15 protein-coding genes are annotated in these 13,040 nt (G+C 53.9%); 12 read left to right on the top strand and 3 right to left on the bottom strand.

The genetic code is table 11. The annotated features are described in order from the left end of the window. The first annotated feature begins 17 nt into the window (after nucleotides 1-17). On the top strand, nucleotides 18-188 hold the full coding sequence (locus tag NFS22_RS09065; RefSeq protein WP_251317413.1) for a hypothetical protein: 171 nt from the start codon (nucleotides 18-20) through the stop codon (nucleotides 186-188). A 41-nt stretch (nucleotides 189-229) separates the two neighbouring features. On the opposite strand, the gene NFS22_RS09060 is transcribed toward NFS22_RS09065, so the two are convergent. Further along, the gene (locus tag NFS22_RS09060; protein WP_251317411.1) at nucleotides 230-757 is read right to left on the bottom strand and encodes a putative ABC transporter permease; all 528 of its coding nucleotides are present in this window, start codon (nucleotides 755-757) and stop codon (nucleotides 230-232) included. A 211-nt stretch (nucleotides 758-968) separates the two neighbouring features. Here NFS22_RS09060 and pyrB point away from each other — a divergent pair, with 211 nt between their 5' ends. Beyond that, nucleotides 969-2,030, top strand: a complete 1,062-nt coding sequence (pyrB, locus tag NFS22_RS09055) for an aspartate carbamoyltransferase (RefSeq protein WP_251317409.1) — start codon at nucleotides 969-971, stop codon at nucleotides 2,028-2,030. Between the two features lie 115 nt (nucleotides 2,031-2,145). Here the strand turns inward: pyrB and NFS22_RS09050 are convergent, their stop codons facing one another. Further along, nucleotides 2,146-2,436: a PTS transporter subunit EIIC gene (locus NFS22_RS09050; protein WP_251317408.1), complete on the bottom strand. Its 291-nt coding sequence runs from the start codon at nucleotides 2,434-2,436 to the stop codon at nucleotides 2,146-2,148. 256 nt (nucleotides 2,437-2,692) lie between these two features. On the opposite strand from NFS22_RS09050, the gene NFS22_RS09045 reads away from it, so the two are divergent. The 5 genes from NFS22_RS09045 (at nucleotide 2,693) to NFS22_RS09025 (ending at nucleotide 5,459) form a co-directional block, all read left to right on the top strand. Beyond that, nucleotides 2,693-3,031, top strand: coding sequence for a histidine triad nucleotide-binding protein (locus NFS22_RS09045; protein ID WP_251317407.1), 339 nt, complete (start codon nucleotides 2,693-2,695; stop codon nucleotides 3,029-3,031). Nucleotides 3,032-3,038: 7 nt separating this feature from the next. After that, on the top strand, nucleotides 3,039-3,971 hold the full coding sequence (locus tag NFS22_RS09040) for a LysR family transcriptional regulator (protein WP_251317406.1): 933 nt from the start codon (nucleotides 3,039-3,041) through the stop codon (nucleotides 3,969-3,971). Between the two features lie 308 nt (nucleotides 3,972-4,279). Continuing rightward, nucleotides 4,280-4,705 carry a dipicolinate synthase subunit A N-terminal domain-containing protein gene (locus tag NFS22_RS09035; RefSeq protein ID WP_251317404.1) on the top strand — a complete coding sequence of 142 codons (426 nt, stop codon included), beginning with the start codon at nucleotides 4,280-4,282 and terminating at the stop codon, nucleotides 4,703-4,705. A 69-nt stretch (nucleotides 4,706-4,774) separates the two neighbouring features. Then, nucleotides 4,775-5,071: a nucleotidyltransferase family protein gene (locus NFS22_RS09030; protein WP_251317403.1), complete on the top strand. Its 297-nt coding sequence runs from the start codon at nucleotides 4,775-4,777 to the stop codon at nucleotides 5,069-5,071. Next, a complete protein-coding gene (locus NFS22_RS09025; protein ID WP_251317402.1) occupies nucleotides 5,058-5,459 on the top strand; it encodes an HI0074 family nucleotidyltransferase substrate-binding subunit in 402 nt (133 codons plus the stop codon). The genes NFS22_RS09030 and NFS22_RS09025 overlap by 14 nt, the downstream gene beginning before the upstream one ends. A 37-nt stretch (nucleotides 5,460-5,496) precedes the next feature. Here NFS22_RS09025 and NFS22_RS09020 read toward each other — a convergent pair whose 3' ends face one another. Next, nucleotides 5,497-7,122 (bottom strand): four-helix bundle copper-binding protein, encoded by a 1,626-nt coding sequence (locus NFS22_RS09020; RefSeq protein ID WP_251317401.1) that lies wholly within the window; start codon nucleotides 7,120-7,122, stop codon nucleotides 5,497-5,499. A gap of 49 nt (nucleotides 7,123-7,171) precedes the next feature. Between NFS22_RS09020 and NFS22_RS23835 the strand changes: the two genes are divergently transcribed. From NFS22_RS23835 to NFS22_RS09000, 5 genes are all read left to right on the top strand, one after another. Next, the gene (locus NFS22_RS23835) at nucleotides 7,172-7,261 is read left to right on the top strand and encodes an SHOCT domain-containing protein (protein WP_338147955.1); all 90 of its coding nucleotides are present in this window, start codon (nucleotides 7,172-7,174) and stop codon (nucleotides 7,259-7,261) included. Then, on the top strand, nucleotides 7,251-8,840 hold the full coding sequence (locus NFS22_RS09015) for a recombinase family protein (protein ID WP_251317400.1): 1,590 nt from the start codon (nucleotides 7,251-7,253) through the stop codon (nucleotides 8,838-8,840). The genes NFS22_RS23835 and NFS22_RS09015 overlap by 11 nt, the downstream gene beginning before the upstream one ends. A 68-nt stretch (nucleotides 8,841-8,908) precedes the next feature. Beyond that, nucleotides 8,909-9,838, top strand: a complete 930-nt coding sequence (locus tag NFS22_RS09010) for a hypothetical protein (RefSeq protein WP_251317399.1) — start codon at nucleotides 8,909-8,911, stop codon at nucleotides 9,836-9,838. Nucleotides 9,839-9,891: 53 nt separating this feature from the next. Next, on the top strand, nucleotides 9,892-10,398 hold the full coding sequence (locus NFS22_RS09005; RefSeq protein WP_251317397.1) for a hypothetical protein: 507 nt from the start codon (nucleotides 9,892-9,894) through the stop codon (nucleotides 10,396-10,398). Nucleotides 10,399-10,495: 97 nt separating this feature from the next. Then, nucleotides 10,496-12,757: a hypothetical protein gene (locus tag NFS22_RS09000; RefSeq protein WP_251317396.1), complete on the top strand. Its 2,262-nt coding sequence runs from the start codon at nucleotides 10,496-10,498 to the stop codon at nucleotides 12,755-12,757. Nucleotides 12,758-13,040: the final 283 nt, after the last annotated feature.

The following is a 13,040-nucleotide window of genomic DNA, read 5'->3' as shown; positions in this document are numbered from 1 at the left end:
TCATAGGAGGTACAATCATGAAGGTTGCCCGCTTTGTACTGAAGATCGTGGCGCTGTCCCTGGCTGCTGCCGCCGCTGTGTGTGCCATTATTGCCTATTGGGACGGCCTCGCCGATATGTGCTGCACCGTTAAGGGTAAGCTGCAGCGCTCCGCCCACATCGACGAGTACGACGATTACGAGGAGTAATCCAAAAAGACCGCCGGTTTTGCCGGCGGTCTTGTCTTTTGTCAGTTTGCCCGGCTGTACCACCGGAGGCAGGATACATCTCCGCACCGCCGCAGCATGGCGGCGGTCAAGCAGCCGTCGGTGAGCAGGGTGGCCAGGGCCAGCCAGCCTACCAGAGGCGGAATGCGGACCAGCCAGGGGGACAGCAGCGGGTGGAGCCAGTACACCAGCCCCAAAGACAGCATCCCCCAGGCCAGGGAGAAGGGCAGGCACACCTTGCCCTGGATATTGCCGGGCAGGCCGTCGTAGTTCCAGAAGGACACCCCCAGCGCCTTTTCGTGATACAGCGCCGCCAGATACTCCGCCGCCGTGGCGGCAAGACTGCCCAGCAGAAACAGCGCCCAGGGCTGTCGGACTGCCCAGGCCGGCAAGGCTAAGATCAGGCAGGCCCCCGCCCCGTACACCGGGCACAGAGGCAGCACCAGCAGCCCCTTCCGGTCGGCGCGCCCGCCCACCAGCCTGGCAAAGGCCACCTCCAGCAGAAAGCCAATAAAGCTGTATACCATAAAATTCCAAAGCCAGACCAACATAGATTCCCTCCGTTCCACCCGTTAGGGTGTGGAGACAGAGCGGATTTATACGGCCTTCCGCGGCGGGATTGGCCGCCAGATGGGAGCCATTCCAACCGTACGCCGGGATTGTCACGCCCTACATTGATCTCTGCAAATTGTAGGCTTCACTCCTTGCGCAAACTGGCGCTTTATGGTAAGATATCGTGAAAAAAAGAGAGGGGAAAATGGAATGAGACATTTGATTGATTTCGGGGACCTGTCCCGCCAGGAGTGGGACGAGCTTTACCAGCGGGCCAGTCGGATTATGGACGATCCCCAGAAGTTTATTGACATCTGCCGGGGTAAAGTGATGGCGTCCCTGTTTTATGAGCCCTCCACCCGCACCAACTTCTCCTTTCAAACCGCAATGCTCCGTTTGGGAGGGACGGTCTTCGGCTTCGCTGACCCCAACTCCTCCTCGGTGGCCAAGGGCGAGACACTGAAAGACACCATTAAGATGGTCTCCGGCTACGCCGACGTGGTGGTCATGCGCACTCCCTGGGAGGGGGCGGCCAAGGCGGCCTCGCTGTACTCCCACGTCCCGGTGGTCAACGCCGGTGACGGCGGCCACATGCACCCCACCCAGACCACCGCCGACCTGACCACCATCACCCGCCTGCTGGGCCATGTGGACGGGCTGTCTGTGGGCCTGTGCGGCGATTTGAAAAACGGCCGCACCGTCCACTCCCTTATCAAGGCCATGGCCAAGTTTGAAAATATCCAGTTTTTCCTGATCTCCCCCCGTGAGCTGGCTGTTCCCGACTATATGCGCGCCTTCATGAGGGAAAATGATATGCGCTTTACTGAGGTCACCGGCCTGGAAGCGGTCATCCCCCAGTTGGATGTGCTGTACATGACCCGCATTCAGCGGGAGCGGTTTGTAGACCCTCTGGAGTATGAGCGGAACAAAGGCATCTACATCCTCACCCGCCGGAAGCTGGAGCGGGCCAAGGAGAAGATGCTGGTGATGCACCCCCTGCCCCGGGTGGATGAGATCACCGTAGACGTGGATGACGACCCCCGGGCCGCCTACTTCCAGCAGGCCCGGTACGGCATGTTCGCCCGCATGGCCCTGCTGGCCGATTTGGCCAACCAGCCCCGCCTGGACCGGACCGAGGCGGTGGAGATCGGCACAAAGCCTGTCTGCCGCAACCCCCGGTGCATCACCCAGACTGAACACTACCTCCCCCCTCTGGTGAAAAAGAACGGCAGCGTGGACTGCTGCGCCTTCTGCGATGGGACTCTGGAATGAGGGACGCACCCTCGCCGGGCGGGCGTTCTTTTTTTCGAGCGAAAAAGAACTAAAAAGAGCTTATGTGATAACGATGCAACTTGATGCGTTGAAGCATCAGGGGCAGCGGTGTGACCTAGGCCAGCGTGGTGTTGACCACCGGGATCAGGATAAAGGGAACAGTCAGCAAGGGGTTGAGTACAAAAGGCGTACCAAACAGGACAGGCTCATTGATATTGAAGCAGCCGGGCAGGAAACCCAGCCGTCCCAGGCTTTTCAGCCGGGTGGACTTGGCGAAGAAAGCCATGAAGATGATTGCGCCCAAGGTACAGCCGGCGCCAGACAGCGTGATAAACTTCACAAAGCCATGGGTCACGGTAAACCCGCCCATTTTAAGGACATGACAGTATCCGGGAGGTAATGCCATGTCCTTTTCTCGCAGTCTGTTGTCAAAAAAAGCCCGCCCCCTCTGACGGGAATCCCTGACCACAACTGTGAAAATTGTAATATCCTGTCGCCCCGACACGTCCGTATGGCCTTGCGCTGTGCGGACGTTTTTATATGTCCAAAAAATGACCGTAGTTATTTATTTGACAAAGGCCGTAACAAAGAAAAATAAATCCTTGCGATCTAAGAAAGTTCAGGTATAATGGTCTTACCAAAGAACAAAGGAGGTTTTCTCAATGTCCGACTGTTTATTTTGCAAAATTATCGCCGGGGAGATCCCGTCCAACAAGGTCTATGAGGATGACCAGTGCCTGGCCTTCTACGACATCGACCCTCAGGCACCCACCCACTTTCTGGTAATCCCAAAGGCTCACATCGGCTCTGTGGCTGAGGTCAACGGGGAGAACGCCGCTGTAGTGGCCCACATCTTCATCGTTATCGCCCAGCAATGCAAAAAGCTGGGGCTGGACAGCTACCGGGTGGTGTCCAACATCGGGGACCAGGCGGGGCAGAGCGTCCCCCATCTCCATTTCCACGTGCTGTCCGGCCGGGACATGACCTGGCCTCCGGGCTGAGGCGGCTATGTTCGTCAAAAATCCGGATTACTTCCTTACCATTGTCAAGGAGCGGAGTATCTCCAAGGCGGCGGAGCGGCTGTACCTGTCCCAACCCTATCTGAGTCAGTATCTGGCCAAGCTGGAGGCCGGCCTGGGGGTGGTCCTTCTGGACCGCTCTCACTCCCCGCTGCGGCTGACTCCGGCGGGGGAGCTGTTTCACGCCTATCTGGAGCGGCAGAGCTTTCTGGACCGGCAGCTGGTCAGCGACCTGCGGGATTTGCAGAACAAGAAGCGGCCTCTGCTCCACATCGGGGTGTCCCCCTGGCGGGGGTCCACCCTTCTGCCCGATATCCTGCCCCTGTTTGAGGAGCAGTACCCGGATGTTCAGGTGGTGCTCCACGAGGCTCCCGTCCCTGAGCTGGGTGAGCTGGCAGCGGCCAATGTGATCGACTTCTGCGTGATGCAGCCCCCAAACGATCTAGCCGAGCTGACCTACGAGCCGGTGATGCAGGAGCACATCTTCCTGGTGGGACACCGGGACCACCCCCTCCTCCAGGAGCTGGACAGCACCTATGACAATCCCAAGCCCTTCCCTGATCTGCGCCTTCTGGAGCACGAGCGGGTGGTGATGCTTCCCCCGGACTGGCGGCTGTCCAAGCTGCTGTACAACACCTTTTCTGTCCACAGCGTGGAGCCCCATAATATTCTGGTGACCACCAACACCACCACCGCCATCAACCTGGCCGCAGAGAAAATGGGGTTTGCCTTTTTGCAGGAGAGCGGCGTCTCCCGCACTCCCTATCTGGACCGGCTGGCCTGCTTCACAGTGGGCGAGCCGCCATTGACTTGTCCGTTGGCGGTGGTCTACAAGAAAAACGGCTTTCTGTCCCCCGCCGCCCGGACCTTCATCGATTTGGTCAAGGATTTTTACAGCCGGTACGACCGGGCAGGCGAGTAGGGAGTGTCCCTTTTACAGATTTTAATGTAGGGGCGGCCTGCGGCCGCCCGCAAAAAAAGATGGCGTTTCCTGTATCAGGCGGGCGGCCAAAAGCCGCCCCTACAGATCACACCAATTCTGATGATTGCTATAAAATGCGCAATAGGACCCTTCTTCACAGACAAAATCCCTTGACAAATTCCACACTATTCCCAAAAGGCCGGAGGCGAAAGCCCCGGCCTTTTCCATTGCACCATCTCCTCCTCTTTTCCATACAATGGGGTAGAAACCCACCGCCCCTCTCCGGGCGGTTCTGGAGGTATTGTCCTATGAAACACGAATTGAACATCTGGGTGGTGGGCGGCGACCTGCGGCAGGCCAAGCTGGCTCAGCTGCTGGCTGAGGATGGCCACACCGTCCATACCTACGCTCTGGGGGAGCCCCAGGAACCGGTTCCCGACCTCACTGTAGAAACCACCCTGCGCCGGGTGGACAAGGCGGACTGTGTGGTACTCCCCCTCACTATCTCCGCCGGAAACGGACTGCTCAACGCGCCTTTGTCCCTTTTGGAGCATCCCCTTGCCCCCATACTGGATCAGCTGGTTCCCCACCAGTTTCTCTGCGGCGGACGGGTAGATCAGTCGGTTTACGCCATGGCCAAGGAACGGGGGCTGGTTATCTACGACTACTTTGCCCGGGAGGAGCTGGCTGTGGCCAACGCCGTCCCCACGGCGTTAGCGGTGGGACACAGGTAAAAGTTTGATTGACAAGCTGCGAGAATTTGAGTAAACTGAAGATAGCGTTTAAGGAACGAGGTGAAGGGTATGCTGTCCAATACTGGAATCAAAGATCAGGTGCAGGCAGAAATCTGTCGGTTCGCGGAACGGCATCAGTTGGATAAGGTGATTCTGTTCGGTTCCCGCGCAAGAGGGGATTATCACCGGGCTAGCGACATTGATCTGGCGGTCTGGGGTGGCAGAATCGCGCGGTTTGCGGTGGATATCGATGAGGAGACGTCTACCCTGCTGAAATATGATGTGGTGGACATGGGGCAGGATATTTCTTCCGATCTGCTGGCGTCAGTCCAAAAGGAGGGACGGGTTCTCTATGAAAAAGTTTGATCACTACCGGGCCAATCTGGTGGTCCTGTCCCAAGCGGACCAGCAGGACCTGGAAAACGAATTTGTCACGGGCGGAATCATTGACAAATTTATGATCCAGTTTGAACTAGGCTGGAAAGTACTGAAGGAATTACTTCAGTATGAGGGCAGGATTGAGGCTAAATCTGGTTCACCTCGGGAGATATTAAAAACCGCTTTTCAAGTCTACGATTTTATTGACGAGGATATATGGATCGCCATGCTTAATGACCGTAACAGCATGAGCCATGTGTACGACGGAAATGCCGCCAAGAGGCTGGCCCGAGTTATCATTGATTCATATATTCCTGTGTTCCAGGGATTGGAGCGCAAAATTGTGGAGCGATATCCTGAAATTGACTCATATTGATGAGAAACCAGACCGGAGGCCCGGCTGAGCCATGTGCTCACGCCGGGCCTCCGTTTGTTTTGGTAAGCAGCAGATAGATGGCCTCCATCAGCTCGCGCTGGGCCTGACTACAGACGCATTGAAGAAGGAGCCACTCAGCGTGGACAGCGTCAATTGCACGGGCCGCGTCTGTTGTCTTGTAGTATGTTCTCATTCGGGCTGTCTGCATCGTTGCCAAGGGTCCTTTTCGCGACCGCCCTTTCAACGGCGGTATTCTGTTGACTTCATCCGCCTGTTGATTCAGTTCTGCAATGATACGTTCCAGTTCAGCTTGTTCCGGTGTGGTTGAGATTTGATTGCGGGGTACTCTCGCGGCCAACGGCTCAATGACAGGAAAAATCTCGGAATCGTCTGTTTCAGGAGATTCCAACAGCTTACGGTATTTATGGATACTGTCCAGCCATAAATCGGTGGCATCTCCTTGTTGCTTTGACATAACATACAGCTTTCTGACAAGGGCGCTCCAATGGGCGATATAGATCGGGTTTGATTTGGCGGACAGTTTCTGCTCCAGCCATTGATCGAAGACAGGGTATCCTGATCGTCGGAATTTTAGTAATTGACGGAACATATATTGAACAGAAAATAAGTCCGCGATCTGATAAGGGAAACACTGAACGCAGGCTTCGATACACCTCCACAGGGCATCCCAAGATTCTTTGGAAAAGTCGAGCCCACACCTCGCACAGGCTTCGGCGCAGATCGAAGTGATTTGCTGAAACAGTTCTTGATCTGCGTTAAGGGACTGGACAGTAATCGGAAGCGGACGGCGGACACATCCATCCTGGATTGCGTTAGCAACGCCCCAGTTACCCTGATACAGAAACCGGTGAACTGGGGAACGGAACATTTGAAAGATAATATCGGGTCGGTTCAGATAAACCGGCTGTTTACTTTTCATGAAGGACTTGCATATAAAATAGTACGCAATATCCTCCGTGTTGACGTTTGGAGAAATAAACGCCTCCATTTGGATAAGATACTTTTGGAACGCACTGTTCAGTCTGTCCACATAAGGGATCAGTTTCCCCCCTGTAACGGATCGTTCTGCAAAGCGGTGCTGAAACCTTGTCATATCCAGATACAAGTACTGTTTCAAGGCCGGTAATGCGGTTTTCCACTCGGACAAAGTACTTTGATGGAAGGCTTCGATTTGATTCAGGATGGCGCTCTCCTGTTCGTATGCAAGAGAGGGGCAATACTCTGTGACCTTTTGACCGGCACCGCAAGCTAACATGTGCCGTTTCATGGATCGATTCGGAGAATCATAGAACCGTTCCCTTGTTTGAGGAAACAGGAGGCCGCGATCTGTCAGGAATATCCTGGCCCAATCCAGTAGTTCGGAATCACACCCACCCGCTTCGACAGCACAGAGCAAAGCATGAACACCTTCGGTTTTGGAATATATGGAGTTCCCTATGGTAAAGGAAACATTATACCGAGAAAGATATTCGGCCCACGGAAGATATTCCGTGGGCTGAATACGCTTTTCAGAATAAACCCGACGAATCAATTTATAATAACCATCCATATAATCACCACCAAAAGTTTGAAATTTACGCATTATTTTCAGAAATACAAAAGATATCAGTGGAAATTGCAGCCCCTGCGCTAAAAACGCCAAAATTTGTTACGATGCTCCTGGGCCCAAAAAACAGAAAGGAGGGAATTCCTTGAACTCTGTCTTTCGTATCGCGCTGCTGCGCAGTCTGCTGAAGGCGGGGCTTATCACCAAGGAAGAGTATGAAGCCCTTGCCACTTAACGGCCCGCTGCGGGTGGCGGCCTACTGCCGGGTGTCTACGGACAAAGAGGATCAGCTGAACTCTCTGTCCGCCCAGCGGCAGTTTTTCCAGAAGTACATCACGGAGCATCCGGGCTGGTCCCTTGTCCGCGTTTTCGCGGACGAGGGCTTGTCCGGCACCTCGATCAAACGCCGGCCCCAGTTCGCGGAAATGATCAGCCGCGCTCTGGACGGTGAGATCGACCTGATTATCACCAAAGAAGTCTCCCGGTTTGCCCGGAACACTGTGGATACCCTCCAGGTGACCCGGAAACTGAAAGAAAAGGGAGTGGGCGTCCTATTCCTTAATGACAACATCGACACAAGGGACAACGACGGCGAGTTCCGACTGACTATCATGGCCAGTGTGGCTCAGGAGGAGTCCCGGAAAATATCCGAGCGGACACGATGGGGGCAGCTCCAGGCAATGAAGCGGGGGGTAGTATTTGGAAATCAATCCTTGTATGGCTACACCCTGGCCAACGGCCAGCTGACCGTCGAGCCGGAACAGGCGGAGGTGGTACGCTTAGTATATCATAAGTTTCTGGTGGAACGCAAGGGGTCTCATACCATTGCCCGGGAGCTGACCGAAGCGGGTATCCGTCCGCCCCTCAGGCCCAACGGGGCCTGGTCCTCCACAATGATAGTGAAACTCCTCAGGAATGAAAAGTATTGTGGGGATTTGCTGCAGAAAAAATACCGGACGACCGACTATCTCAGCCACCGCAAGATACTCAACGACGGAACAGAAGAACAGGTGCTTCTGCGGGACCACCATGAGCCCATCGTCAGCCGGGAGCAGTTTGAGGCCGTTCAGTCAGCTTTGTCGGAACGGGCCAGTATGGTGGAGGACAAGGGCCGGTTTTCAGCCCGGTACTGGTTTTCAGGAAAGGTCCGCTGCGGTGCGTGCGGGCGCAGCTTCACGGTGAAGCGCACACGCCGGGCCAACGGTACGGATTACCAGCGGTTCGTCTGCCGGGGACATTTTGATACCACCGTCGGCTGTCAGATGAGGGCGGTTCACGGGCCGGTTATTCTAGCCTGCGCTCAGCGTGTCCTCCGGGAGCTGGCATTGGACGGAGAGGCCATCATTGGCGGCCTCTTGCAGGAGCTGGAACAGCTTAGGCAGGCGCGGCAAGAGGACAGCGGCGGGACTCAGCGGATTCAACAGGCGATTCAAAAACAGTCGGACCGGCGGGACCGGGCATTGGAGGCTTTTTTGGACGGTAGCCTGAGCAAAAATGACATGCAGCGAATGTTAACACGTTGTGACGAAGAGATCGAACGGCTGCGGACACAGCTTGAGGAAGTCGAGAAAGAGAAAAAGCGTCTGAGCCACAATACGGAACGATTAGCGGAAATTCGAGTCCTGCTGGAGCGGGAACTGGCGGGTGGTGATGCTGTCCTGGATGAAGTGATCCAGCGGATCACCGTCTACCCGGATTACTTCATCGTCGAAGTGGCGGAGCTGCCGATCCGGTTTCTGGTTCGTGCCGGGGGGAGCGGCACGGGGCGGGGCTACAAGGTAAGCGTCACCGAGTGCCGCCCGGTCACGGAGTGAAGGCATAGGCAGGCAGGGCTCCCCCTTGCCTGCTCAATAAGCAAAGGAGGATCATTTTGAAAACTCAGGTGATTGAGATCGTAACGAATAAGCAGCAGTTTTTTGTAGTGGAGAATGAATCTGTTGCCCTGTTGACCGAAAAAAAATTAGAGAAATATATCCCTAATTTCTCGGACATGACCCTGGAGGCCCGGGAAAAACATTTCAAAAAGTGGCTGAAGAACGATGTGTACCGCATCTGCTGTGTGGAGTGCGGCCCCCAACTGCCTAATACCAGGAGAAAAATCAGGATAGATGGGCACAAGAGGATAAGTACCGAGGATGATTTTCGGCAGGCTGCACAGACCTTCCTGGCAGTTTTGGAGCTGTTTGATCCCCAAAGAACAGGATACCGACTCATAACTGATATCCTGTGCGGACAGCACGCTATGGCTTTGCGGACGGCGGAGCCGTCCTTCCACGCAATGAGCGCGACATCCTCCAGCAATCCGGAGGTCGAATCGCTGCTGTGCGGCATAGTACGGGCAGTGACCACGATTCGAGAATGGAAAGGAAAGAACTGGAGCGTCCAGCGGGGTGCGGTGCTGGACTATCGGACGGAGCAATATCTGCCGCTGCACATTCAGGATCACACCAGGCTAAAAGTCAAGTACAAAGAAACCAAGTTGACGCTTCCTATGCCCTATACCGACACGTCTGCTCTGGTGATTGGCGCATCGTCTCCACAGATCAACGAACTGACCCCGTATATTGAGGACGCATCGGTTATTTTTCTCAACTGCGCCCGGACAGAGCTCGCGCCGACACGGCAAACATCTCAGGCTATGATCCCCAAATTGCCGCTCAGCTCAGGGAGGAAACTTCGAGGATTGCCGTGCTGCTGCACTGGTGGTGGGATGGAGCCCTGGAAGATGAGGATATTTGGGCCAGGCAGGTTGTTCAAAAGGCAAGGCTGTCTTTCGGGAAACCAGACAGCCGGTACATTCAAGCGACATTAGACCCCAAGCTACTGCGGGATGCCATCCGGTATCAGGTATTACTGAGTTTCCTGGTGGAACTGCAGAAAGCAAAACTGATGTCCAATGAAGAACTGGAGCCGTACCGCCAAGGTGCAAAAGAGGTATTTGACCCTGAGCCGGGACAGAACGTGAAACTCCGACATGTGGAAGAATCTGATGTCTTTCTGGAATTGATGAGGAACCTGATCAGTGAGCGAGGCAGCGCCGTTGTCCCGGAGGACCGGCGTTTTGTCAAGGCGGACAAGCCTATGGCGGCGTGGCGTGTTATCGGCGGAGAGCGATTCTTGATCTTCCCAGAAGATACTTGGGCCGTGGAGTACAAGCGCACTGCACGGAAAGAAAAAGGTCTCGACTGTTCTTTTTTTCAACGGGACAGGTGGACACAGGATTTGCAGAAAATCCTGGCTGGGGAAGGGTTAATCAAAGCTCCGTCTTCCGGATACCGGTACCGGTATGATCTGATGGCAAACGGGACACGGGACAGCACTTACGTGGTTGCGATCCCAGCCCAGTTGCTGGAAAACCCGGCAAATATCTGAGCAAAACAGCAACCCTTCCGGCAACGCGTGCTGCCGGGAGGGTTGCCGGACAGCACAGAAGAATGTAGAACAAAATATAGATAGATAATGGAGAAATATGGATAAAAATCAGAATAAATTGGCGGAAGTAAAAGATGCAAATATCCCGGCAAAAAATTGGGAGGCCTCCGGCGGTTATGTGTTAAGAGCACTTCAGAGTCCCCCTGTTGAAGGGGTTAGAGAGAACACAGTTCCCACAGTTCCCGAAAGGCTCTGTCCAACTCTCCCTAACCCTAATCGTGGGTTCCAAGCCCTTAGCGACTATCTGATTCAAAAAATTACCAAGCGGATCATGAAACATATGAGCCGCCTGTGCAGGGAACGGGGCGCAGAGCTGGACCTGGACTACTGGGAGTACTGCACCCGAAAAATTCTAGGCCAGCACTCAACAAAGGAGGCAATCATTATTCCCGCTCCGGCCGGTTCAGGGAAATCAACTTGGATTGAAGCGTTCAATCAGGCGATGGTAGAATTATTCTGCGATGAGCCAGATTTATCAGATAATTTGATTGGGATTACAGTTGTACTCCAGAAAGTGGAGGACCTGAACCGGCTAGCGGAGGTATTGAATGAAGGGACCGAGGAAGACCGACCCAATATGGTGGCGTTGCAAGCGCTGACCGAATCCGGGAAACGGATGGGCTTTTGCATGAATCAGGATGTTAAGTCCTTCGAGGATTGCAATCCATCTACCTGTTCCTTTTCCAATCGATGTAGAATTCTGAAATTTCGTGAACAGGCTTTGACAGCACCGATAGTTGGCCTGACGCAAGAGCGATTTTTAATGCTCCGGGACTCTGGATATTTGAGCTCTGTGTTATACCGGATCGGGAAAGACGGTCGCCCCTATCCAAGGCGCTATTTGATCTTCGACGAGAAATTCCAGATGGCTCCGACTCAGGTATTGGATAAAAATGTCATAGACGAGGCATCCAAGGAACTGACCCGGCTGATCGAGAAAAAGGGAGTCTCGGATCAGCAAGTCCGATACTACCAGCAACAGTTGGACTACCAGATTAACCGACCCTATCAACACCTTCGCAGTAAGCTGCGCCTGGAAATGAACTATAGGATGGAAGATATCCAGGTTGGCTACTGCGATATGAAGGATGTGGAGTCCATGGAACGAATCAAGTATGAAGCGTTCCGCGACTCTGTATTAGAGCGAAACAAAAAATTTGCGACCAAAAACCTGCGGATTGCTTTCGCGGTGATGGATGAGCTTTACGCTGGAAAGCCCTGTCTGTTTTCCAAGGTTAACGGCTTTGCCATTGCCAGCATCCAGCCTCCGGTTGTGCAATATGGACAGTGCCAGTCACTCATTTTTGACGCGACGGCCGAAGTGGACCAAGACTACGCTATGCTGGATCATGTGCAATGGTTGAAACAGATGCCAAAGCGGAAAGCTTGCAACATAAATCTCAATATTTATACTCACCGTAATCTATCTGTCTCCAAGAGCGCCATGAATGCCCCCTGGAAGATTCCGATGCTCAGTCAACTTGCCGCAGACCTCATTTCCGGAACAAAAGGCGATGTGTTCCTTTGCACCTATCAGAAGCAAGCGGAGACGATGAAGGACACATTGCAGGGGCAGATGTCATTGGACGACTTTAAGCGTGTGCTTCTGATGGAGAGCAAAAGAAGGTCTGTGCTTCCCCATTTGGGGGGTACCAATGGGAGTAACCTGTTCCACAATGCGGAGACCGTGATTATGCTGGGCTTTCCGAGACTGAATCCTCGGGACTATCTGATTCATACTGCCGCCGCCTACGGCTCGGATTGTCTCTACGATGTGTTGGAGAAGCTGCCGCCAGAACGGTTAGTTTCAAAAGATTTGAGCGTATTGTATTCCATCCCGGCTGTGCAGACCTACATCGCTCACCATTTAGCCGCCCGGCTGGAGCAGGAAATTTTCCGTTGTGCGCTGCGCAATCCAGGGTTTGATGGGACAATCAGTATTTATCTTTTTTGTCCGCCGCTGGATGTGCTGGAGCTGTTATCCCAGCGGCTTCCGGGTAATGTCATACTTACCTATCACAATGACTTGCCTGGACACGCTGAACTGTGCAAAAGCAGGACCCGGCAGTATGAGGGTGGTCCCACGCTCCTGGCTCGGCTGGAGCTGTTTTTCCAGAAATGGGATGGCCAGCCTGTCCGAAGCACGGAAATCCGGGAACATCTGGGTGCTAGCCTGGACACATGGAAGGACTTGACGAAAGATAAGCGGTTTATACTTCTACTTCAGGAATATCACATAGAGCGCCATGGACGCGGCAGAAACTGTACTTATGTGTTAGTCCAACCGGAGTGTGCCTGACAATTAGTGGAGTATTTTCGAGGGGGGTAATTTTCTCTAAAATATAAAGGAGGGAACTCCCCCCTGGAGAATTTTCTGGAGAATCGGAGGTCAAAAAGGGATGAGCGCAGCGGAAAGGAATGTCCTTCCTATTTCTCGCTGGGTGGACATTCATTTTCGATGTGGTCACCGTTTTTGACTTCCGTTCGACAGACCAATATCAAACTCCAACCTGTTACCCCCTTGGACGGTCCCGCGATCAACATAGGATGGACTCAGATATCCATCCTATGTTGATCGCGGG

The organism is Flintibacter muris (assembly GCF_943192995.1).
Classification (GTDB): domain Bacteria; phylum Bacillota; class Clostridia; order Oscillospirales; family Oscillospiraceae; genus Lawsonibacter; species Lawsonibacter muris.
Note: the sequence above shows the minus strand (reverse complement) of the source record. Positions and strands in the feature narration are given on the sequence as shown.

What these genes read in the sequence shown, in the direction of transcription:
- pyrB (WP_251317409.1), top strand. Translation starts at nt 969, where the DNA reads ATGAGACATTTGATTGATTTCGGGGACCTGTCCCGCCAGGAGTGGGAC.
- NFS22_RS09040 (WP_251317406.1), top strand. Translation starts at nt 3,039, where the DNA reads ATGTTCGTCAAAAATCCGGATTACTTCCTTACCATTGTCAAGGAGCGG.
- NFS22_RS09025 (WP_251317402.1), top strand. Translation starts at nt 5,058, where the DNA reads ATGAAAAAGTTTGATCACTACCGGGCCAATCTGGTGGTCCTGTCCCAA.
- NFS22_RS09050 (WP_251317408.1), bottom strand. Translation starts at nt 2,436, where the DNA reads ATGGCATTACCTCCCGGATACTGTCATGTCCTTAAAATGGGCGGGTTT.
- NFS22_RS09045 (WP_251317407.1), top strand. Translation starts at nt 2,693, where the DNA reads ATGTCCGACTGTTTATTTTGCAAAATTATCGCCGGGGAGATCCCGTCC.
- NFS22_RS09060 (WP_251317411.1), bottom strand. Translation starts at nt 757, where the DNA reads ATGTTGGTCTGGCTTTGGAATTTTATGGTATACAGCTTTATTGGCTTT.
- NFS22_RS09065 (WP_251317413.1), top strand. Translation starts at nt 18, where the DNA reads ATGAAGGTTGCCCGCTTTGTACTGAAGATCGTGGCGCTGTCCCTGGCT.
- NFS22_RS09030 (WP_251317403.1), top strand. Translation starts at nt 4,775, where the DNA reads ATGCTGTCCAATACTGGAATCAAAGATCAGGTGCAGGCAGAAATCTGT.
- NFS22_RS09000 (WP_251317396.1), top strand. Translation starts at nt 10,496, where the DNA reads ATGGATAAAAATCAGAATAAATTGGCGGAAGTAAAAGATGCAAATATC.
- NFS22_RS09035 (WP_251317404.1), top strand. Translation starts at nt 4,280, where the DNA reads ATGAAACACGAATTGAACATCTGGGTGGTGGGCGGCGACCTGCGGCAG.